General features: G+C 44.5%; 17 protein-coding genes. 11 read left to right on the top strand and 6 right to left on the bottom strand.

Annotated features, from left to right (window positions below):
• Positions 1 to 175: 175 nt before the first annotated feature.
• Positions 176 to 2035 carry a CocE/NonD family hydrolase gene (locus NCI00_RS08295; protein ID WP_253526651.1) on the bottom strand — a complete coding sequence of 620 codons (1860 nt, stop codon included), beginning with the start codon at positions 2033 to 2035 and terminating at the stop codon, positions 176 to 178.
• Positions 2036 to 2117: 82 nt separating this feature from the next.
• Here NCI00_RS08295 and NCI00_RS08290 point away from each other — a divergent pair, with 82 nt between their 5' ends.
• A complete protein-coding gene (locus NCI00_RS08290; protein ID WP_253526650.1) occupies positions 2118 to 3011 on the top strand; it encodes a sugar phosphate isomerase/epimerase family protein in 894 nt (297 codons plus the stop codon).
• 234 nt (positions 3012 to 3245) lie between these two features.
• Positions 3246 to 5060, top strand: coding sequence for a translational GTPase TypA (gene typA / locus NCI00_RS08285; RefSeq protein ID WP_253526649.1), 1815 nt, complete (start codon positions 3246 to 3248; stop codon positions 5058 to 5060).
• Between the two features lie 61 nt (positions 5061 to 5121).
• Here the strand turns inward: typA and NCI00_RS08280 are convergent, their stop codons facing one another.
• Both NCI00_RS08280 and NCI00_RS08275 read right to left on the bottom strand, forming a co-directional pair.
• Positions 5122 to 5334: a hypothetical protein gene (locus NCI00_RS08280; RefSeq protein ID WP_253526648.1), complete on the bottom strand. Its 213-nt coding sequence runs from the start codon at positions 5332 to 5334 to the stop codon at positions 5122 to 5124.
• A gap of 62 nt (positions 5335 to 5396) precedes the next feature.
• Positions 5397 to 5666 (bottom strand): hypothetical protein, encoded by a 270-nt coding sequence (locus tag NCI00_RS08275; protein ID WP_253526647.1) that lies wholly within the window; start codon positions 5664 to 5666, stop codon positions 5397 to 5399.
• A 127-nt stretch (positions 5667 to 5793) separates the two neighbouring features.
• Between NCI00_RS08275 and NCI00_RS08270 the strand changes: the two genes are divergently transcribed.
• Positions 5794 to 6288, top strand: coding sequence for a YqhG/Tai3 family protein (locus NCI00_RS08270; RefSeq protein ID WP_253526646.1), 495 nt, complete (start codon positions 5794 to 5796; stop codon positions 6286 to 6288).
• 54 nt (positions 6289 to 6342) lie between these two features.
• Here NCI00_RS08270 and NCI00_RS08265 read toward each other — a convergent pair whose 3' ends face one another.
• Genes NCI00_RS08265 through NCI00_RS08255 form a run of 3 tightly spaced genes read right to left on the bottom strand, consistent with a single transcriptional unit; the run spans position 6343 to position 9361 of the window.
• Complete coding sequence (locus NCI00_RS08265) at positions 6343 to 6990, bottom strand: phosphoribosylanthranilate isomerase (RefSeq protein WP_253526645.1); 648 nt, start codon at positions 6988 to 6990, stop codon at positions 6343 to 6345.
• A gap of 2 nt (positions 6991 to 6992) precedes the next feature.
• A complete protein-coding gene (locus NCI00_RS08260) occupies positions 6993 to 8204 on the bottom strand; it encodes a M20/M25/M40 family metallo-hydrolase (protein WP_253526644.1) in 1212 nt (403 codons plus the stop codon).
• 41 nt (positions 8205 to 8245) lie between these two features.
• Positions 8246 to 9361 (bottom strand): mechanosensitive ion channel family protein, encoded by a 1116-nt coding sequence (locus tag NCI00_RS08255; protein ID WP_253526641.1) that lies wholly within the window; start codon positions 9359 to 9361, stop codon positions 8246 to 8248.
• 122 nt (positions 9362 to 9483) lie between these two features.
• Here NCI00_RS08255 and NCI00_RS08250 point away from each other — a divergent pair, with 122 nt between their 5' ends.
• The 8 genes from NCI00_RS08250 to NCI00_RS08215 all read left to right on the top strand — a co-directional run bounded on the left by NCI00_RS08250 (position 9484) and on the right by NCI00_RS08215 (position 20993).
• Positions 9484 to 10230, top strand: coding sequence for a type III pantothenate kinase (locus NCI00_RS08250; RefSeq protein WP_253526639.1), 747 nt, complete (start codon positions 9484 to 9486; stop codon positions 10228 to 10230).
• Positions 10208 to 11491, top strand: coding sequence for a BamG family beta-barrel-assembly machinery protein (gene bamG / locus NCI00_RS08245; RefSeq protein ID WP_253526637.1), 1284 nt, complete (start codon positions 10208 to 10210; stop codon positions 11489 to 11491). The genes NCI00_RS08250 and bamG overlap by 23 nt, the downstream gene beginning before the upstream one ends.
• A 295-nt stretch (positions 11492 to 11786) precedes the next feature.
• Entirely contained in the window at positions 11787 to 12299 is a 513-nt protein-coding gene (gene lptC / locus NCI00_RS08240) for an LPS export ABC transporter periplasmic protein LptC (RefSeq protein ID WP_253526635.1), read from the top strand.
• A 134-nt stretch (positions 12300 to 12433) separates the two neighbouring features.
• Positions 12434 to 13153, top strand: coding sequence for an RNA polymerase sigma-70 factor (locus NCI00_RS08235; RefSeq protein ID WP_253526633.1), 720 nt, complete (start codon positions 12434 to 12436; stop codon positions 13151 to 13153).
• 13 nt (positions 13154 to 13166) lie between these two features.
• Positions 13167 to 14165: a FecR family protein gene (locus tag NCI00_RS08230; RefSeq protein ID WP_253526631.1), complete on the top strand. Its 999-nt coding sequence runs from the start codon at positions 13167 to 13169 to the stop codon at positions 14163 to 14165.
• A 20-nt stretch (positions 14166 to 14185) separates the two neighbouring features.
• Positions 14186 to 17587, top strand: coding sequence for a SusC/RagA family TonB-linked outer membrane protein (locus NCI00_RS08225; RefSeq protein WP_253526630.1), 3402 nt, complete (start codon positions 14186 to 14188; stop codon positions 17585 to 17587).
• A gap of 23 nt (positions 17588 to 17610) precedes the next feature.
• Positions 17611 to 19473 carry a RagB/SusD family nutrient uptake outer membrane protein gene (locus NCI00_RS08220; protein ID WP_253526629.1) on the top strand — a complete coding sequence of 621 codons (1863 nt, stop codon included), beginning with the start codon at positions 17611 to 17613 and terminating at the stop codon, positions 19471 to 19473.
• 149 nt (positions 19474 to 19622) lie between these two features.
• A complete protein-coding gene (locus tag NCI00_RS08215; protein ID WP_253526628.1) occupies positions 19623 to 20993 on the top strand; it encodes a 3-keto-disaccharide hydrolase in 1371 nt (456 codons plus the stop codon).
• The last annotated feature ends 56 nt before the right edge of the window (positions 20994 to 21049 follow it).

The raw sequence follows: 21049 nt of genomic DNA, 5'->3' as shown, positions 1-21049 counted from the left end.
TGCGTCTTTAAATATATCGTTGAAATCGTCACTTTGTGGTCAATCTACTCAAAAATTGCACATTTTGGTGTATTTGTAGGAACAAAAACCGACAATTATACCTGTTATTTTTCTTTTGTACATTTTAACCCAAAAAAAACACGAGACAATGTCCCGTGTTAGGCATGAAGGTCAACTACTTCAGCGTTCCGACGTGTAAGTGTGAATCGTGCTGCGTGCTGTGGTAAATGCGAATCGTTTCTTTCTGAAAGTCTTTTTCGTCGGCTTCGGGAATAGACATGAATTTCTGGGGGTTACGGTCAACCAACGGAAACCATGAACTCTGAATTTGAACCATGATTTTGTGCCCTTTTTTGAAAGTATGCAGCACATCGGGCATCCGCACTTTCACATCGGTGACTTGGTTGGGCACAAACGGTTCTGGTTTTTCAAAGCTGTTACGGAATTTGCCGCGCAGTACTTCCGCTCGGACTAAGCGCTGATAGCCCGCCATGGTTAGGTTTTTGGGATTGGGCGATGGATTTGGGGCATCTTCTGGCAATACATCAATGAGTTTGACGATAAAATCGGCATCGGTGCCCGTGGTAGAAGCAAAAAAATGGGCTGTCATCGGCCCCGACAAGGTTACATCTTCCGTAAGTGGTTCTGTTTCATAAGTAAGAACATCCGGACGACGCGATGCAAAGCGCTGATCTTCAATCATGTATTGATTATTGCGTCGGGCAAAAATACCGTCCGTGTATGGCACTGGTTTGGCGGGGTCGCTTACGTATTCGTCAAAACCGTCTTTTTCGGTGGTTTCATTCCATGATAATTTACCGTTGGCCTGAAAATGTAACTCTTTTTTCTCGCTGTCTTTGGGGGGCCAAGTTTCAAAGGTTTTCCATTCATTGGTTGCGGTGTTAAACATAGTGGCTTCGGCGGCGTTCCATTGGCCCTTGTTTTTAAGGTAAAAATTGAAAAATTTAAGTTCCAATTCTTCCTGAAAAAACTTGGCCGTGTTGGTGCCAAAATTCAGCGTTCCAAACTCATTCCATTCTGGTCGCGACCAAGCACCGTGCGTCCACGGGCCCATCACCAGTTGGTTTTTGTTGTTAGAGGTCTGTTTTTCAATGGCTTCGTAGGTGCGCAACGCGCCAAATAAATCTTCGGCATCAAACCAACCGCCCACCACCAGTGTAGCAGGTTTGATATTTTTGAGGGCTGGGCGAATGTTGCGCGATTTCCAGTAGTCGTCGTAGGTTTCGTGTTGGAGGTATTCGTTCCAGATTCGGCCTTTGTTGTTGAAGTATTTTTCACCGTTGGCATTTTTGAGCGGTCCCAATTTCAAGAAGAAATCGTAGGCGTCTTTGCTGCGGTTGTTGAAAATACCGTTGTAAGTCGGAACGGGTTTGTTGGGTTGAGCGTCAAAATAACTCAAAAAGTTAAAATTATCGAGCAAGAAAAAAGCGCCGTTGTGGCGGGCATCGTCGCCCACAAATTCGTCCGTAACGGGGGCCTGCGGAGAAACGGCTTTGATGGCGGGGTGAGCGTCGGGCAGAGCCGCCGAAGCATAAAAGCCTGGGTAAGAGATGCCTGTAATGCCCACGCGACCGTTGTTTTGCGGAATGTTTTTCAGTAACCATTCTACGGTGTCGTAGGTGTCGGTGCTTTCGTCGGTATCCTTTGGCGTTTTTTTGGTGAATTTGTGCGGGGTCATTTCTTCAAATTTCCCTTCACTCATGTAGCGTCCGCGTACGTCTTGGGTGACAAAGATGTATTTTTCTTCCGATAACAGTTTGCTCGGTCCGGGGCCGTTTCCGGTATAATTACTCTCGCCGTATGGCCCTGCAGAGTAGGGGGTGCGTTCCATCAGAATTGGATAGTTTTGGCTCTTGTCTTTTGGAATATAAATGACGGTGTAAAGCTTAATGCCGTCGCGCATGGTGATTTGGCGATCCCATTTCTCATAATTGTCTTTGACAAAATTGGGGGTTTGAGCGTGGTTTTGATGCGCACAAAAGAGGAGAACTAGAAGGGGTAGGAATGCTTTCATAGAGTATTTTCGATGACTATTAATGTTTTGACAAAAGTAGAATAAAATTAAAAGGTTCGAATAGGAATTTAATCTTAAAACCATGAACGCACAGTCACGCCGCCGAACATTCCTAAAAGCACTGGCCGGTGCTTCAATCGCGTCTATTCCAAGCACGGGTGAGGCCTCGCATTTGGCACCCAAAAGCAAGCGACTCAAAACCAGCCTGAATGCCTACTCCTTCAATGCCCCGTTGATGAATAAAACGATGAGTTTGGACGAGCTGATTGACTTCTGCGCGGGCATTGGCTTTGATGGGCTGGATATAACAGGTTACTATTTTGATGGTTATCCCACTGTTCCGTCCAACGAAACTATTTATCACGTAAAACGCCAAGCTTTTCGGAAAGGCTTGGAAATCAGCGGCACCGGCGTAAGAAATGACTTTACGATTGCCGACAAAGACAAACGTAAAAAAGAAGTACAACTGGTAAAAAATTGGGTGGAAGTGGCCGCCAAATTGGGTGCCCCAGTACTGCGGATTTTTGCAGGAACGCAAAAAAACGAAGGAATTCCACGCGAGCAAATAACCGATTGGATGTTGAAAGACATTGAAGCCTGTGTTGAGTACGGCAAACAAAATGGCGTAATCATCGGCCTGCAGAACCATTTTGATTTCGTTCAGACGGCCGACCAAGTAATTCCATTTTTTGAAACGATTAAATCGGAGTGGTTTGGGCTGATTCTGGATACGGGTAGTTATCGCATTGGCGACCCTTATAAGGAAATCGAACGAACCATCAAATACGCCGTTAATTGGCAGTTGAAAGAGAAGATATTTGTGGAAGGAAAAGAAATAGATACGGATCTGGAACGGGTCATTAATCTCATCAAACCGTCCGATTATCAGGGCTATGTACCCATTGAAACCCTCGGAGCTGGCGACCCAAAGGTGAAGGTTGAGGCATTGTTGGCGAAAGTAAAAAAGTACCTTTGACGGTTCTTGGGCTTTCTAACCCAAAACAAGATTAAATTAATTGCATTAATTTAATAAAAAAATGCCATATTTCATTAATATTGGCATATAGTATTGGATTCATCTGTGTTTTGTCATAAAATAGTGGTACCTTTGCGGGTCTTTTAGAAGACAAGCTGATTGTGAATAGTTTTTCGTTAGTAACAACACTTTCAACCTATTCGATTAGCTATCAACAGTTAACAAACAACTCAAATGCAAAGCATCCGCAACATTGCCATCATTGCGCACGTTGACCACGGTAAAACCACATTGGTGGACAAGTTCATCCACTATTCAAAACTGTTTAGAGAGAATCAGCAGTTTGACGATCTCATTTTGGACAACAATGACCTCGAACGTGAACGAGGAATTACAATTGTCTCTAAAAACGTATCTGTACGCTACAAAGACGTAAAAATCAACATTATTGATACCCCAGGCCACTCCGACTTTGGAGGAGAGGTAGAGCGCGTACTTAAAATGGCTGACGGTGTCGTCATTCTGGTAGATGCTTTTGAAGGGCCTATGCCGCAAACCCGTTTCGTGTTAGGTAAAGCCTTACAATTGGGATTGAAAGTAGTGTTGGTGGTCAATAAAGTAGATAAGCCCAACTGCCGCCCCGACGAAGTACACGAAGCGGTTTTTGACCTAATGTTTAACCTCGAAGCCAACGACGTACAACTTGATTTCCCTACCGTTTTTGGTTCGTCGAAACAAGGATGGATGGGGCCTGATTGGCAAAAACCAACCACCGATATTTCGTATTTATTGGACGTAATCGTTGAACATATTCCACCAGCTCCCAACAACGAAGGCGATCCGCAAATGCAGATTACCTCATTGGATTACAGCTCTTTTGTAGGACGTATTGCCATCGGTCGTGTACACCGTGGTACGTTCAAAGAAGGTGCTCAATTGGGCCTTTGTAAGTCAGACGGCACTGTAAAACGCGCCCGTATCAAAGAATTGCAAGTATTTGAAGGCTTAGGCAGACAAAAAGTAACGGAGGTTTCATCGGGTGATATTTGTGCCGTAACGGGTTTGGAAGATTTCGAAATTGGTGATACCATCACGCTATTTGAAAACCCTGAACCACTACCGCGTATTTCGGTAGACGAGCCAACGATGAACATGTTGTTTACCATCAACAACTCACCGTTTTTTGGTAAAGAAGGTAAATTTGTGACTTCTCGCCACTTGCGTGAGCGTCTGTTTAAAGAAATGGAAAAAAACCTTGCCTTACGCGTTGAATCAATGGGTAGCGAGGATAAATTTATGGTGTTCGGACGTGGTATTCTGCACTTGTCGGTGTTGATTGAAACCATGCGTCGCGAAGGTTACGAATTGCAGGTAGGTCAGCCACAGGTGATTTTCAAAGAAGGCGACAAAGGCGAACGCCTAGAGCCAATCGAAATTCTCGTGGTAGATGTTCCTGAAGAATCGGCAGGAAAAGTGATTGAATTGGTTACCCAGCGCAAAGGTGACTTGCTCGTGATGGAGCCACGCGGCGATTTGCAACACTTGGAGTTTAATATTCCTTCACGCGGTTTGATTGGGTTGCGTTCAAACGTTCTGACTGCCACGCAGGGGGAAGCCGTACTTTCGCACCGTTTTAAGGCCTACGAACCCCACAAAGGCACAATTCCAGGACGTATCAACGGTTCAATCATTTCTAAAGGAACTGGAGTAGCTACTCCTTATGCCTTAGACCGTTTGCAAGAGCGCGGAAGATTCTTTGTGGATCCAGGTGAAGAATTATACATGGGAATGGTAATCGGTGAACACAGCCGCCCAGGAGATATTGTAGTAAACTTGCAGGAAACCAAGAAGTTGACCAACATGCGGGCTTCAGGTACGGACGACAACGTGCGTATTGCGCCTAAAATCAACTTCTCATTGGAAGAATCAATGGAATATATCCAAAAGGATGAATATTTGGAAGTAACGCCGCAGACGCTTCGTATTCGGAAAATATACTTAGACGAAAACGAACGTAAACGCAATTCAAAAGAAATGGAAATGGCGTAAAATAAGGAGCGAGGAGCGAGAATTCAGGAGTCTGGTCCGTTTCTCTCTCCTCACTTTTAAATCAGTGTTTCGGGCAGTCGCAAGCGTTGCGTTTGCGGAATATGCCCCCCAAAAAACCTTTACGTTGCCGATTACGCTTGCGTTTTCGGTACGACGATTGCTCAGAAGCGGCCTCAACGGTCGCTTTTTTGTTTGTAACTACGTTGACTTCCACCGCAGAGGCTTCAAACTGCAAAAAGCTGATACACAACAGCAGCAAAATACTTTTTTTCATGGGTATGAATTTTAAGGACGAATTCGGTTGGAAATGGCGAAAGTATGAAAAAAAACGGTGTTCTACCAACGACCCCTTCCGCGCCCGCGGTGACCATAATTACGGCTCTCGTAACGTGGGCGTGGCGAATAACGCGGTGGATTGACGTATACCCGAGGGCGAACCACTACCGGTGGCGGCACAACCCGCACGTAAGGGCGAGGAGCGTAGTAACGAGAGCCGTAATAACCTCGGTCGTATCTGCCTCGATAAGCACCACCTGAATAAAAACAGCTGCTCATGATTGTACTGAGCGCCAATACGGTTACAAAAAGTGTTATGCGCGATTTCATAGCTTGTCAGAGTTTAATGTTACTACTTTATATATAACGTTTTATCTGCTTTTTTTGTCTAAGACAACTCAAAAAGTATTTGCCACTATGGGGTTGGAAATTATTATGGGGCTTTAGATAGCGGTAAGTGATTTTATATGGCATATTTTTGCGGTTTTTTGCTAAAAAATCATGTTTCCATCGTTACTTTTGTATACAACCTCAACCTAACTTTGAAAAAATGAAACGCTCTCTCTTTTTAATGATTTTTATTGGGTTTGGCCTACATTCACTGAACGCTCAAACCCCAACTGCCGCTCAAGCTGCTAATGATTTCTACAAGTGGTATCTGACCAAAGGAGTCAATTTGGGATGGCGAAAAGTGGTAAACCACCCTGATTTAACCCCTTCTTTCCGAAAACGCTTAACGAATTTTTTTAAGAAAATGGAAAAAGACAACGAAGGTGGTTATGATCCAATTCTTCAGGCGCAGGATTTCGAAGAGAAATTTTTATTGAAACCGGTCTCCCAATCACCCACAAAAGCAATATTTAATTTTTGGATGTTTGGCCAAAAAGCAGCGGTTGTTACGCTAATTAATAGTAATAACAAATGGATGATTGATGCCATTCAAGGGGTATAAACTGGAATACATTTCTGACCAAAGCACATCTTTCAAATTGGGGAATTGGATTGTTTAACCAATCGCGGCAAAAAAAGCCTCTAATTTTTCGGGGTCTAGTTGCCCATTGGTACGTACACTGCTACAAAGGTCTAAGCCAAACGGCTGTACTGTTTCAATCGCCTCTTTTACGTTTTCGGCTTTGATGCCTCCCGCTAAAAAGAGTGGAATAGGGATGGCTTCGCGTATTTTGCGGCTGATGGCCCAATTGTGGACCCTCCCCGTTCCCCCCAATTCCTTGATTTGTAGGTTTGGGTTTCCGCTATCCAATAGAATGGCATCCACAAATTCGGCTGCCTGAACAGCTTCTTCCACCGTTTTTTCATCAATTACGTGGATAACCTGCACGAGTTTAATGCCCGGCAGTGCCTCACGGATTTGGTGATAGGTGCCTTCAGAAAGCGCATCTACAATCTGAATGGTGCTCGTATGAACGCGCTGATGGTGGGCGATGATGGCTTCTGGATTGGTCTCGCTTGTAAGCAAAAAAGTAGAAACAGGCGGCGGCACTGCCTTGGCAATCTGCGCAATTAGCTCGTCTGATATTATTCCGGGACCGCTGGGCATATTTCCCACTAAACCCAAGGCGGAAGCCCCCGCTTCAATGGCCAGTTTGGCTTCCATCAGACTGCTAATGCAGCAAATTTTTACGCGTGGTTTCATGGTTAAAACGTTACTTTCAACATCAATTTCTCCGCTCCCCGTTGCACTTCCGTTTCCACAGTTTGCCCCTTTTCGTATTTTCCGAGTGCCCCCATGTAATCATAAATTGTATTGAGTGTATAGTTGCCTAGTCGTAAAATAAGGTCGCCCCCTTTGATGCCGGCGGCTTCGCCAGGCCGATTTTTTGAAACGCCGTCTACTTTGATGCCCGGACCGTTGAATGAGTAATCCAACAACAACCCCATCGTTACTTTAAAACTGGCATTGCGAGCCATTGGCATCGCGGTTTCGCGGTATTCGAGGCGGCCGGGAAGTTTATCCAATTCATTGAGGATTCCAGTGACGGCATTCAAAATTTGGGATTCGCCCGCAAAATTGATGAGTGCGATGTCGTCGCTGGGGCGGTGGTAGTCAGAATGTACGCCCGTAAAGAAAAAAAGCACGGGGATTTTTTTTGTATAAAACGAAGTGTGGTCGGAAGCCCCTGCCCCCGAAGAGTCAATTTTAAACGCCATCTTTTCGCGCTGCATCACTGGCGGAATCACCTGTCCCCACGTTGGGCTCGTGCCCCATCCGCCAACGGTAATGGGTTTGGTGGGGTCAAAACGGCCAATCATGTCAAAATTAAGCATACAGTTTACCTTCGTAAGGTCGATGGTAGGATTATTGGCGTAGAATTTTGAACCTAAAAGCCCCAATTCTTCGGCGGAAAAACAAATAAAAAGAAAATTGTGGCTTTCCTTAATGCCGTTTTTAGCGTAATACCGTGCCAATTCCAACACTCCTGCCACGCCTGAGGCGTTGTCGTCGGCTCCATTATGGATTTTTCCTTTGGCATCTTGGTCGAGCGAACCCCGCTGATAGCCTTCGCCCAAGTGGTCGTAGTGCGCCCCGATTACAATGGTGCGCTCAGCACCGTTGTCCAGATAGCCTACTACATTGCGGGCGTCTAGTACGTGTACTGTGTCAAGGTTGGCCTTGAAGGGTTGTTCAAAACCATTGGTCCCTTTGGGTTGTAAGCCTAGGTCGTTAAAGAAGGTTGCAATGTATTGCGCTGCTTTTTGTTCGTCTTTGGTGCCCGTTCCCCGTCCTTTCAATTCGTCGGAAGCAAGGTAGGAGATATGTTTTTCAACATTTTTGGGACTGATGGTAATTGATTGTCCAAAAGAATAAATGCTGAAGAAGATGAAAAGTAAGACGATTGACTGTTTCATATTATGTTGGTTTTAGCAGGCTTAATATCAGGCTTTTTGCGTTAATTTTCGACGGATTCTTTGATAAACAGATTGCGACTTGGATACGCAAAGGTAGCACCGTGTTCGTGCACTATTTCAATGATTTTGAAGTTAATTTCCTCTCTGGTTTCCATAAATACCCGCCAAATAGAGCTATGGACGTGGTAAATTACCAAAATATCTAACGAATTTTCGGCGAGGGTTTCAAGGCGAACCATCGGCATTTTTGAATTAGTCAGATAATTGCTTTCTAAATAGAGACGAATGTCCTTCACGATTTGTGCGATGGTTTCGGGAGGGGTGTTGAACGACAGACGAACGTAGTATTTGGCGCGGCGGTAGCTTCGTTGGGTAACGTTTTCGAGGGCTTGGGTGGTCATGAGTCGGTTGGGAACCGTAATCAAACTCCCATCGTCGGAACGGACGCGGGTACTACGAAACCCAATCTGTTCAATCTCGCCCGAAATCTTGTCCAACACGATAGAATCGCCAATCACAAAGGGACGTTCAAGCATAATCGCGACCGAAGCGATTAAGTTTTCGAGGGTTTCGCGGGCGGCCAACGCAATGACCAATCCCCCGATTCCTAGACTGGTAATGAGCGCCCAGACGTTGACTTCGTAAACTTTGTGAAGAATGACAAAAAAACTGGTCAAGGTCCACAGAATGATGGCAATATCTTTGAAAAACGGAACGAGTTGGTCATCAAGGGGGGTAGGTGTTGTGGCGGCTTTTTGTTTAAATATCAACGCGGCAAATTTAATGATACGAATGCCTAACCAGCCAATTGCGGCACCTAGCAGGGTGAAAAATAAGTTCTGAATGAGCATCAACCCGCCGAATTTTTTGGAAGTCATCCAATCCCATTGTTTAGGGACGACCAAGTGACTGAATGCGAGGTATATCATGCCTAGCGTAATGAGCAATTCAAAGGGACGGCGGGTGAGGCGAACAAACTCGGCCAACGGAATATCCCCCGATTCATTTTTGATAAATCGGTAAATGGTACGACTGATGGTAAATGATAGTCCGCGTCTGATGAGTATACTTAAACCAATGATTCCCCCAAACCAAAGCAAGTCTCGGATGGGATTGTCTAAAATTGTATAATTAAGCCACTTTGATACTATTTCCATGGTGACTGTCGGTTTTTTACTGCAAAACAACAATTTTGCGTCGTGAAAGTAAAAGGTTATGTGCTATTAAGATAACAAAGATTATTAAATTTTAACTCCCAAATACCAACTCGTTTATTTCAATGAATGTAGCCATTGACCTCGGAAATACCTTTGCCAAAATCGCTTGGTTTGAAAATGAGCAACTTGTAAAAGCGCAATATAAAATTCCGTTTGAGGAGCTAACCGCAATATTGTCGGATGAATTGCCGACCCACGCCATTTTGTCTTCTACTAGCCAAGATACACAAGTATATGCTGATTTGCTGCGCCAACAAGGTGTTTTGGTTGTACAGCTTTCTCCCGCGCTTCCGGTGCCGATTGGCAAAGATTACAATACCCCGCAAACCCTTGGCGCTGATCGTTTGGCGGCGGCCGTGGGTGCTACCGTTTTATTTCCTAATGAAAACTGCTTGGTCATTGACATGGGGACCTGCATCACCTACGATTGGGTAAGTGCAGACGCTGTTTTTCACGGCGGAATAATTTCTCCAGGCTTTCGTATGCGATTTCAGGCCATGCACACGTTTACTAAGAGATTGCCTTTGATTGACGTGGTTGAGACACAAAACAAGGTGTCTGTGCCCTTGGTCGGGAAAAGTACACATACAGCAATGGAAAGCGGAGTCATCAATGGACTGCTGGCAGAAGTGGAAGGCTTTGTGGAACGGTATCGCAACGAATACGGCGAATGTCGCGTACTATTGTGCGGGGGAGACGCGCCTTTCTTTGAAAATCGGCTTAAAAATCGCATCTTTGCGGCGCCAAATCTGGTTTTGATGGGTCTGAATCGAATTTTATTATACAATGTCAATGTACAAAACGCGTAAGCTTCTTCAGTGGAGTTGGGTACTGGGAGTCCTATTTTTACAAACACACGTTCATGCTCAGGGGTTAGGAAACGCCCCTTATTCAGCCATCGGAATAGGAGAGTTATTGAGTAAAGGATATTCGCCAAGCAATGCCATGGGCGATGTGGGGGTTAGTGCCTCTAATCCTCTATATATCAATTCTTTAAATCCAGCTTTGCTTGTTCGGAACCGATACACCATGTTTGATGTGGGGGTAATCGGTCAATACAAAAGCCTTCAGGATTCGCAACAAAATCAACGTGATTTCGGGGGAAATATCGGGTATTTGGCCTTGTCGTTTCCCGTTGCGCCCAAATGGTCGCTTGGTTTGAGCCTAAAGCCCTACAGCTTTGTGAATTACCAACAGAATTCGTACGGACGTATCGGCACTTCCATTTATGAAGCCCAGTATGTATATTCTGGAAGAGGAGGGCTCAACCAAATTAACCTGACAAATGGGTTTCAAATTGGTAAAAATCTGAGTGTTGGAGCCGATTTTACGTACCTTTTCGGAAATTTTAACCGCAGTGTCACTTCTCAATTACGCATCGGCGATAGCCGCGACTACATCGTGAGTCGGGATGACCGTCTGAATATGAGTGACGTTAACCTGAAATTAGGGGCTGCTTATCGCCAGAAACTGAAAGAAGATCACTACCTGAATTTTGGCGCGACGTACAATCTGGCTTCTTCGGTAAATACAATTCGTAATACTACCCTAGAGGTATTGAGTAGCGCTGGTCAGCCTATAACCAATCCTGATACCATAACGCAGGCCAATCTTAACGTGAATCTTCCCGCCAACTGGCGCGTGGGGTTGAGTTATGAGAAATTCTTCAAGCTGTTGTTGAGCTTTGATTACGACCGCCAAAACTGGTCGCAATACAAAGGAATATCGGGCAATAATGAAAACATGCGCGACGGACAAAGTTTCCATTTTGGCATGGAATACGTTCCCAAATTCAACTCGACCAAATATTGGGATTTGGTCTTTTATCGTTTAGGTTTTATCTACCACCAAACTCCGTTGGTCATCGGAACCAAGCCCGTGGATGACATGAGTGTATCGATGGGAATGTCCCTTCCCGTAGGACGGAACTTCGTGAACCTAATCAATATCTCTTTTGTGGCGGGGCAGCGAGGAACCGTTTCTTCCCAAACCTTTCGAGAGCGATACGGACGGGTAGTTCTTGGAATTTCACTAAAAGATACGTGGTTCCAGAAATTCAAAGTGGATTAATAGCGATTTAAAAATTGTTAAAAAGAAACAATAAGGTGTTTATTTTCAGCATATTTGTATGCAAGCATACGATTTTTTGCTAAAAAAAATGAAAAAAAATCCCTCTATAAATCAATTGTTTTTGGAAAAGACGTTAGAACACCTTAATTTTGCCTTCAAGATGTTAAGGTGGGTTAATACAACATCTGCAAGGATGCAAATGGGAGATAAACTTTTATCTCCTATTTGTTTTTTACAGCAATCAACTTTTCGTTACACGCTAAGGTTGATAAAGCGCTCTCTCTTTATTTTATCAATGGTGTTTCTCGGTGCCTGCGAGGAAGACAAAAATTCCAAAAAATTTATCGCTTACAACGGCCCGCTCGAAGAAGCCGAAAATATTGAAGTACTGTTTAGCGAGCTTGGTTTTTTGAAAGTGCGGGTCAGAACCGCAAAGCAAATAAAACTCCCTACCGAAGATAAAGTATTTCCCAAAAAAGTTTTTGTAGATTTTTACGGCCCTGCGGGTGATGTCATCACCACCTTGGAATCCGATTCTGGTCGTTATGAATACCGAACTGGCCTATACAAAGTAAAAGGGAACGTCAAGGTGGTTACCCAAAAAAAGGAACGCTTGTTTTCGGATGAGTTGACTTGGAATCCACAAACGCAGAAAGTATTTACCGATAAAAAGGTGACCATCGAAAATCAACAATCGGGAGAGCGCATGAACGGGTTAGGCTTGGACGCCAATCAGGATTTTAGTCAATACAGTATCCGCAAACCTACGGGCTTCTTCAATGCCCCTGCTGGAATCACGCCCAATTAGCTGTAAAGCCTGTTTTTTATCTTATTATCATTATACAAAGAATTATTTTAAAAATATTCACAAAATAGGCAAGGGTAAACCAAGGTTTTTATACTCTTAGTAGATAAACACCCGTTTGTTATCCCCTTACCCCTATGCCCTTGCCTTCAATGGACTCAAATGAGCCGGAATATCATCAACCGGACGAGAGTAACCGTTTTGCCCCTCAACTAAAGGACAATTCCGCTGGAATTGTTGATTCTGAATTGTGGATAAAACGTGCCTTTGAAGCAGATACCACCAAAGGTTACGAACTGCTTTTTAAGCGCTACTATCAGCCGTTGTGCAGTCATGCCGTTCGGTTTGTGTATTCAAAAGAAGTGGCCGAAGACTTGGTGATGGAGGTGTTCAGTCAGTTTTGGCAAAAACAATTGCATCAGACCGTTACGTCTTCCTACCGAGCCTATTTGTTTACTTCTGTTCGACACGCTTCTTACTCGTATTTGCGGACAGAGTTAGGTATTGAAAAATCCAGTGATTATTTAGAAAACGATAGCTCTGATACCCAGCCCATTACGCCTCAACAAATCCTTCAATACAATGAATTGTACATAAAAATCGAAGAAATTCTTCGTTCTACCTCTCCACAAAGTCAAAAGGTATTTGTGATGAGTAGGTTTGAAGGCAAGAAAAATGCGGCTATTGCCGAAGAACTGCACCTTTCTACGAAAACAGTGGAAGGACACATTACAAAAGTCCTCTCTTTGTTGCGGCAATCCCTACGAAATTATGGGTTGCTTTTCTTGTTCATAATGAGCGACTTATGGGCTCAGAACAAAGGCGTTATGTTCTTTTTTCTCTCACAATGGTCGTAATTTACCCACAAGCATGAGCCAGAATATATTTAAACCTGCCATTTTGGCCTTATTTGAAGGCCGAGCGACACCTTTGCAGAAATCATTGATTGAAGAATGGTTGATGGAGCCGAGTCATCAGGAGCTCTATTTTCAGTGGTTGGAGGAGTGGGAGCGACAAAATCCGCAATTGATTGTGGATGCCGAGGCGGCTTTTTTTCAATTGTCAAATCAGGCCGAGGCTGAAAATCCTAAAATGGCGGTGGTGCGCCCGTTTTCTCGTCGCCTCAATTTCTTTTTAGGAATAGCCGCTTCCGTATTGCTATTGACGGGGATATGCACCTATGTTTTTCGGGACGCGATTCTTTTTCAACAGTACGAAACCACCAACGGTGAGCTTATGACGCTTCAATTGCCCGACGACAGTCGTGTGACTCTAAACGCTAATTCGTCCCTTAAAGTACCACGGTTTGGATTTGGGGAAACGTCGAGGGAAGTTTTTTTGAAGGGAGAAGCGGAATTTTCGGTGAAGCATTTACCCAATCACGCCCAATTTATTGTCCGCACCCCCGATCAACTGGAAGTGCAGGTTTTGGGAACGGAATTTATGGTTTACAGCCGTTCAAGGGGAAGTAAGGTGGTACTTAACGAAGGCAAAGTACAGTTGCGCTCCCTGAAAACCAAGGAAACGAAACCCCTGATTATTACCTCGGGCGATGTGGTTACGATTTCTTCAAAGGGGCGTCTCACGTTGCGCCGCGATCAGTCGCTTGCGCCTCATTTGGGTTGGAAAGAACACCGTTTTATGTTTGAAAATACCTCAATTTCTGAAATAGCCTACCAACTGACCGAACGATTTGGGGGCCAAATTGTGATTGCAGATTCAACATTGGCCAAACGAACCATCGGTGGGACGTTTAAAGCCGAAACAGCCGATGCTTTTTTACAGGTCTTGGCCGAAATGCTAGAAGTAAGAATTATCCGTAACGAATCTCCTTCGGGTGCTACCCAAACCTATACCTTAACTTATTGAAAATTAAACCCCTATTGATAATGATTCGACCTATCCGTATTCCCGTTTATTTGGTAGGAGTAGTCTTATGGCTACTCACCGCACCACGGCTTTCGGCCCAACTATTGGCCTTTAACCAACAGGCAACACCGCGATTGGAACCGCAAAAACCGGCAGGAAAAGTTTCGTTAAGGGATGCCCTGATGCAATTTAAAAAACAGCACGGAATCGACATTCTTTTTGAAGAAAAAATCGTTGACGGTATTTCTATCCCTACGGGGCAGTTGAGCAGCAATAACAATGTGGAGCGGAATTTATCGCAGATGCTGCGCCCATTGGGTTTACGTTTAAAAAAGGTGAGTAAAGATACCTTCGTCATTGTTTCTGCAAAAGCGAATCCCAAAGCGGTATTACAAGAAACCTTGTCACCCGTGGGGGCATCGGTTGTGGAGCGCCCATCAAACCTTGTGGCTCAACTTTCAACTTTAAGTAATTCCCTCCCCGTCAATCAGACCATTGAAAAAATGGTAACGGGAGTGGTAACGAGTGCGTCAGGCGAGCGCCTGCCGGGGGTAAACGTGGTCATTAAAGGAACCCAGCGCGGAACCGCTACTGATGAAAACGGGAGCTTTCGCTTGGAGGTAGCCGACGATAACAGTGTATTGATTTTTAGTTTTATTGGGTACGTAAAACAGGAAATTTTGGTAGGCACCCGAACCACGCTGAATGTATCGCTAAAAGCCGACGACATGGCCCTAAATGAAGTTGTGGTGGTAGGTTATGGTGAAATTAAAAAAACAGACCTAACAGGAGCCGTAGCGTCGGTACAAACAAAAGACATTGTTAGGGCCAATCCCGTGGTGGCGGCAAGAGCCATTCAAGGCCAAGTGGCGGGTGCAACCGTCACTAAATCAAGCAATAAGCCGGGCGCAGGTTATAGCATTACTATCAGAGGAGAAAATACGGTCAACAACTCTACCGAGCCTTTGGTGGTCATTGACGGCCTAATGGGAGGTGATATCAACAACCTGAATCCCAACGATATCCAATCAATGGATGTCTTGAAAGATGCTTCCTCGACAGCTATTTACGGGGCGCGGGGTGCTAATGGAGTGATTATCATTACCACCAAAAAAGGACTTTCTGGTAAGCCAAGGGTGAGTTATGATAGCTACGTAGGAATCAAAACACCCGCTCACGTGCCGCGGTTGATGAATACTGAGGAGTTTTATAAAGTGACCTTTACTGATAGAGTGTTGGAAGGGGCAACAGGGGCAACGTTTACCGCTGCCGAAACCGCCAATATTAATGCTGGCAAAACAACGGATTGGGTTGATTTGGTTACCGCTCCAGGCATTCAGATGAGTCATAACATCAGCGTCTCGGGGGGGAGTGAGAAAACAACCTACCGCTTTTCGGGTGGCTTTTTGAACGAAGATGGCAACGTGCTATATACAGGATTTAAAAGGTATAACCTAAACGCTGGACTGGATAGCAAATTGGGAGAACGCTTTAAAGTAGGGTTTACTTCCTATTTGACCTACAGCGACCAAAATGTAGGCTCGGGCGAATCGCTGAGAAATGCCTATCGTGCCAGACCTACGGGCACTGTTTATTATTCAGACCTTGCCAATCCGTCAGAAAATGGCGATTTGAATATTGATGGCTACGCTTTTTGGATGGGAATCAACGACAAGCAAGTAGGAAACCCATTGCTTGATATTGACCCCAAAACGTCTAAATTACAGACCACCACCATGAACGCCATGGCCAATGCATACGGGGAAGTAACCATACTTAAAAGACTCACGTTTCGGTCATCTCTTTCGGCTTCTTACACTTCACAACGTTTGGGTGATTTTAGAGGTCAGTGGTCAAAATCGCAGATTGGGGCAAAACCAAGAGCGCAGTACGACAACCGTACCATCGGGAATTATACCATTGACAATATTCTCAATTATAACATAGACTTAGGAAAGCACAAAATTACGGCTACGGCGCTGCAAAGTGCTTTTTATCAGAGAAATGAGGCCTATTCTATCGCGGTACGAGACCTGCCGTACGCTTCAGATTGGTATGCCTTGAATACCGCAGCAACCATTTCTGGCATTAACAGTTCGCTCGTTGAGCGCTCTATTTTATCGTACATGGGAAGAATCAATTATTCCTACAATGATAAATATTTATTGACCCTCACGGGTCGTTCGGACGGTGCTTCGCAACTTGCGGAAGGTAACAAATGGGCGTTTTTCCCTTCGGTGGCTTTTGCGTGGCGATTGGGCGATGAACAATTTATCAATAATCTAAATGTGTTTTCAAACCTAAAACTGCGCCTTAGTTACGGTCAGGTAGGCAACTCCACCGTCAATCCATACAGTACACAGGCTGGTTTGTTAAACACTGGCTATGATTTTGACGGTACTGCGGCTTATGGCTTTGCTCCATTAAATTTGGCCAATAAAGATTTGCGATGGGAGCGAAGCAAAGAGTTAAACTTAGGGATTGATTTTGGATTCTTTAAAAACCGAATTGCGGCATCGCTTGAAATCTACAACCGCAAAACGGATGATTTGATTTTGAACCAAAAACTCCCCACGACAACGGGTTTCACCCAAGTAATAGCCAACGTGGGTAAAATTGAGAACAAAGGTGTGGAGTTAACGCTCAATACGGTGAACATATCAAAACAGAATTTTAATTGGAATACTACCTTTGCCTTTACCAGAAACCAAAACAAATTGCTTGAATTATACGGTAATGGTCAGACGGTTGACAAAGGAAACAACCTTTTTGTGGGTTATCCCATAAGAGCCAATTTTGATTTTAAATTTGACGGCATTTGGCAAACCGCCGACAAAGACTTGGCTACAAAATATAAGCAGGTGCCCGGCTCTGTGCGAGTGGTGGATCAAAACAATGACGGGCAGATTTCTTCAACCGATGCTATTGATGACAGGATGTATCTCGGTACGCAGCTTCCCAATTGGATTTTGGGTATCACCAATCGCTTTAAGTACAAGAATGTTGATTTCTCGTTCTTTACTTATTACCGCAATGGGGTACAATACAGAAACAATACCCTGGCAGGGACCTTTGGCGAGATTGGCAGTACGAGATACAACAAATTGGCGGGCTTAGATTATTGGAGAAGCGATAATCCTTCCAATACTTTTTTCGGTACCGTTGCCGCGAATCCCTATCGCAATGCCATTTTTTACCAAGATGCTAGCTTCTTAAGAATCTCTGATATTACCTTGGGCTACACCTTGGGCAACCGGGCGCTAAATAAGGTAAAAATGTCGAATGCACGGCTCTATCTGCAAGTGTTGAATCCGTTTGTGTTCAGCAACTTTACGGGTTTTGACCCCGAATTCAATTCCGCTATTTTTCAGGATGACGTGCCGTCGGCGACGTATTCTTTTGGCGTAAACATCAGTTTCTAACCTTTCCTTTAATCAGAAAAACAATGAAATTTCACTATAAATTACGACTAACATCGGTGGCAATCGCTTTTATGGGCGTTTTTGCTACGGGTTGTGAAAAAGACTTTTTGGTTGAAAAGCCCGTTACCACCCTCACTACCGACGTTTATTTTAAAACCGAAGCGGGGTTTGAAGATTTGGTTCGGGCGTGTTATCCTCTTTTGAGAAACATCCACCAAAACAGGATCTTGGTGTTGCAGGGAACCGATATTTTTACCGCGCAAAGCGGCTGGAATCCTTCGGCAGTTACTGGAAAAGAGAATGTTCCGAGTTTATTTGACGTCTATAACGCTGAATTTAACGCTAACTTGGCGGATATTCAACGCCTTTGGCAGTTGCTGTATGCCGAAATTGCCAGAACCAATTCGGCCATCACTCGCGCCAATGATATTACCACAATGGCACCGGCATTGAAAGATGCCAGGGTGTCGGAAGCAAAGTTTTTACGGGCATTATGTCTGTTTTATGCCGTGCAGCAATGGGGCGATATTCCTATGCCACTGGCAGAAATCACTTCACCTAGCAAGGATTTTCCAAGAGCGCCCTCGGCAGATGTTTATAAACAAATTATCGCAGATTTGTTGGATTGTGAAGCAAAATTGCCCGTTACCGCCACCAATTATGGCCGTATTACCAAAGGAGCAGCGCAGTTTTTATTGTCGCGAGTGTATTTGACAAGAGGCTGGAACTTCAACAACGCTTTAGGCGGAACAACAGCCGACTTTGACATGGCACTTCAATACGCCGATAAAGTAATAGATGCCTATCCGTTGGCGGCCAACTATAGTGATTTGTTTCCTAAACGTTCAAACAACCCCCTGACCCAATACACGGGGGCTCAAAATGATAAAAATCCCGAAATTATATTTGCGGTTCAGTACAACTCAGAAGTACTAACCAATAAAACAGATGCGGCTTTTACACAAGACCCTGCCGGTGGCAATGACTTGCATTCTAAATTTGGGCCAAGTGGCGAGGGGTTTGTCGGTACCAAAGGTCGAACAAGTGACTATAACCGATGTTTGGGCATACATCAGGTTACACCTGCAGGCTACCGTTTTTTTGATCCAGACAATGATACTCGTTATGCACACAATTTTGTAAGTGTTGGATATGCTCTTACCGCGGTAAAAGATTACAGACCGCTACCATTGAGCAACCCCTCTTTGAGAATAAACTTCAACGTGGGCGATACTGTGATGTTTGCCAGACCTTGGAATAAACCTGCCACTACCTTGGCCGAAAGAGGCGTGGACTTAGGTGGCAAGAAAAACTATGCGGTCGTAAATGCCGATGAATACGGCGGTGGGTACCCCATTGACAATTCGGGCCTGAACATTCAGCCGCCGTTGATGTGGAAATTTTGGCAGCCGGGCATTCCTTACGGTGATGCTTTTGGAACGTTTAATGAATGTGTGTTCAGAGCAGCAGAGGCTTATCTGATTGCAGCAGAGGCGATTGTCAAAGGAGCAAAAAATGGTAAATTGGGCGGTGCAGAGGTCTATTACAACAAAGTGTTGGACCGTGCCTTGGGGACCAAAAAGGGAACCGACCCCAAATGTGCCGCCGCCCCTGAAAATCAAAAATCATTGGCGACTGCCTCCTACCGAGCCACCGCCGCCAATATCTCAATTGACTTGATTTTGGACGAAAGAGCCAGAGAATTGATGGGAGAATACAGCCGATGGTTTGATTTGAAACGTACTGGTAAATTGGTGGAACGCGTCAAAAAATATAACCCTTGGGTGAAAGGACAGTCGATTGCGGCCAAACACAACTTACGACCGATTCCGCAAAGTGAAATTGATTTGTCGTTTCCTGCACTCAAGCAAAATGAAGGATATTAAGCTGGAAGCGAGCGTGAAAAAAAACGCAAGAAATAGCATAAATTTTAAAGAAAAAACACTTTACCTGAAATGAAAAGAGAAGAAGAATCCGTTTTTCTTCTCTTTTTTTAACGCTTTTGACCATACCCACCTTTTTCCCAAAAATTACGATGAAATCTATTTTTTCAATTGGTTTAATAGCCCTTCTTTCTGTCAACGCTTCTGTCCAAGCCCAATGGAAAGACCTTTTTAACGGAAAAGATTTGAAAGGTTGGGTAAAACGGAATGGAAACGCCGAATACAAAATCGTCAACAATACGATTGTCGGGGTTTCTCAACTCAATACGCCCAATTCGTTTTTGTGCACCGAAGCTACTTATGGGGATTTTGTGTTGGAACTTGACGTAAAAGTAGAGGCAGGCCTGAACTCTGGCATTCAGATCAGAAGCATCAGCGACCCTGCCGTTATGGCTGGAAAAGTACATGGCTATCAGGTCGAAATCGACCCTGGCGACCGGGCTTGGTCGGGAGGGATTTTCGACGAAGGACGCAACGGTTGGCTGTATCCCTTGTCAGTAAATCCCAAAGGTCAAAAGGCTTTTAAATTGGGCCAATGGAATAAATACCACATCGAAGCCATCGGCAATAGCCTTAAAACCTGGATAAATGGTATTCCATGTACCAATCTTCTCGACCCTCAAACCGCTCGCGGATTTATTGCATTGCAGGTGCATCAAATCAAGAAAGAAGAGCAGGTAGGGCTGACGGTTCAATGGAAAAACATCAGAATTGCGACGGATAATCTGAAAGAGGTTATTTTTAAAGGAGGCGAAGAAGCACCTGAAATCAGCTATTTGCTTAACCAGCTGTCGGAAAATGAAAAAAGAAAAGGTTGGCGGTTGCTTTGGGATGGCAAAACCACCGAGGGTTGGCGATTGGCCAACGACGATAAGTTTCCAGCGGTGGGTTGGGCTATTCAAGATGGAGTTTTGAAAGTGCTTGGCACTAAAAAAGATACGCTGGTCAAAAGCGGCGATATTATTACCGACAAAGAATTTTCAAACTTTGAACTCGAAATGGATTTTAAACTCACGACGGGGGCCAACAGTGGGTTGAAATATTTTGTGGTAGAAGACCGCAAAAAAAGAGCGGGCACAGGCCTAGGGCCTGAGTTTCAAATCCTCGACGACAAAGAGCATCCTGATGCCAAAGCAGGGGTGGGTGGCAACCGTACCACGGCTTCGTTGTATGACCTTATCACGGCCGAAAATTTGTCGGAAGGCAGTACCGCAAAACGGATGAATCCGCCCGGAAAATGGAACAAATTGCGGTTGGTAGTAAGGGCTGGGCACGTCGAGCATTGGCTCAATAACCTCAAAATGGTAGAATACGACCGCTATTCGCAGATTTTTCGCAATCTAGTGGCCAAAAGTAAATACAACACCTACCCGAATTTTGCGCAGGCAGTAGCAGGGCATATTCTTTTGCAGGACCACGGCGATGAAGTCCATTTTAGAAGCATTAAAATCAGGGAGTTATAGTATTGGAGCAGGAGATTGGCCTTTTTTTGTTTAGCTTGAAAGTAATTAAGCTGCAA

It is taken from the genome of Runella salmonicolor (assembly GCF_024158025.1).
Lineage (GTDB): Bacteria > Bacteroidota > Bacteroidia > Cytophagales > Spirosomataceae > Runella > Runella salmonicolor.
Note: the sequence above shows the minus strand (reverse complement) of the source record. Positions and strands in the feature narration are given on the sequence as shown.

Excerpts from the sequence above, each read along its gene's own strand:
- NCI00_RS08295 (WP_253526651.1), bottom strand. The coding sequence starts at position 2,035 with ATGAAAGCATTCCTACCCCTTCTAGTTCTCCTCTTTTGTGCGCATCAA.
- NCI00_RS08290 (WP_253526650.1), top strand. The coding sequence starts at position 2,118 with ATGAACGCACAGTCACGCCGCCGAACATTCCTAAAAGCACTGGCCGGT.
- typA (WP_253526649.1), top strand. The coding sequence starts at position 3,246 with ATGCAAAGCATCCGCAACATTGCCATCATTGCGCACGTTGACCACGGT.
- NCI00_RS08280 (WP_253526648.1), bottom strand. The coding sequence starts at position 5,334 with ATGAAAAAAAGTATTTTGCTGCTGTTGTGTATCAGCTTTTTGCAGTTT.
- NCI00_RS08275 (WP_253526647.1), bottom strand. The coding sequence starts at position 5,666 with ATGAAATCGCGCATAACACTTTTTGTAACCGTATTGGCGCTCAGTACA.
- NCI00_RS08265 (WP_253526645.1), bottom strand. The coding sequence starts at position 6,990 with ATGAAACCACGCGTAAAAATTTGCTGCATTAGCAGTCTGATGGAAGCC.
- NCI00_RS08260 (WP_253526644.1), bottom strand. The coding sequence starts at position 8,204 with ATGAAACAGTCAATCGTCTTACTTTTCATCTTCTTCAGCATTTATTCT.
- NCI00_RS08255 (WP_253526641.1), bottom strand. The coding sequence starts at position 9,361 with ATGGAAATAGTATCAAAGTGGCTTAATTATACAATTTTAGACAATCCC.
- NCI00_RS08250 (WP_253526639.1), top strand. The coding sequence starts at position 9,484 with ATGAATGTAGCCATTGACCTCGGAAATACCTTTGCCAAAATCGCTTGG.
- bamG (WP_253526637.1), top strand. The coding sequence starts at position 10,208 with ATGTCAATGTACAAAACGCGTAAGCTTCTTCAGTGGAGTTGGGTACTG.
- lptC (WP_253526635.1), top strand. The coding sequence starts at position 11,787 with ATGGTGTTTCTCGGTGCCTGCGAGGAAGACAAAAATTCCAAAAAATTT.
- NCI00_RS08235 (WP_253526633.1), top strand. The coding sequence starts at position 12,434 with ATGCCCTTGCCTTCAATGGACTCAAATGAGCCGGAATATCATCAACCG.
- NCI00_RS08230 (WP_253526631.1), top strand. The coding sequence starts at position 13,167 with ATGAGCCAGAATATATTTAAACCTGCCATTTTGGCCTTATTTGAAGGC.
- NCI00_RS08225 (WP_253526630.1), top strand. The coding sequence starts at position 14,186 with ATGATTCGACCTATCCGTATTCCCGTTTATTTGGTAGGAGTAGTCTTA.
- NCI00_RS08220 (WP_253526629.1), top strand. The coding sequence starts at position 17,611 with ATGAAATTTCACTATAAATTACGACTAACATCGGTGGCAATCGCTTTT.
- NCI00_RS08215 (WP_253526628.1), top strand. The coding sequence starts at position 19,623 with ATGAAATCTATTTTTTCAATTGGTTTAATAGCCCTTCTTTCTGTCAAC.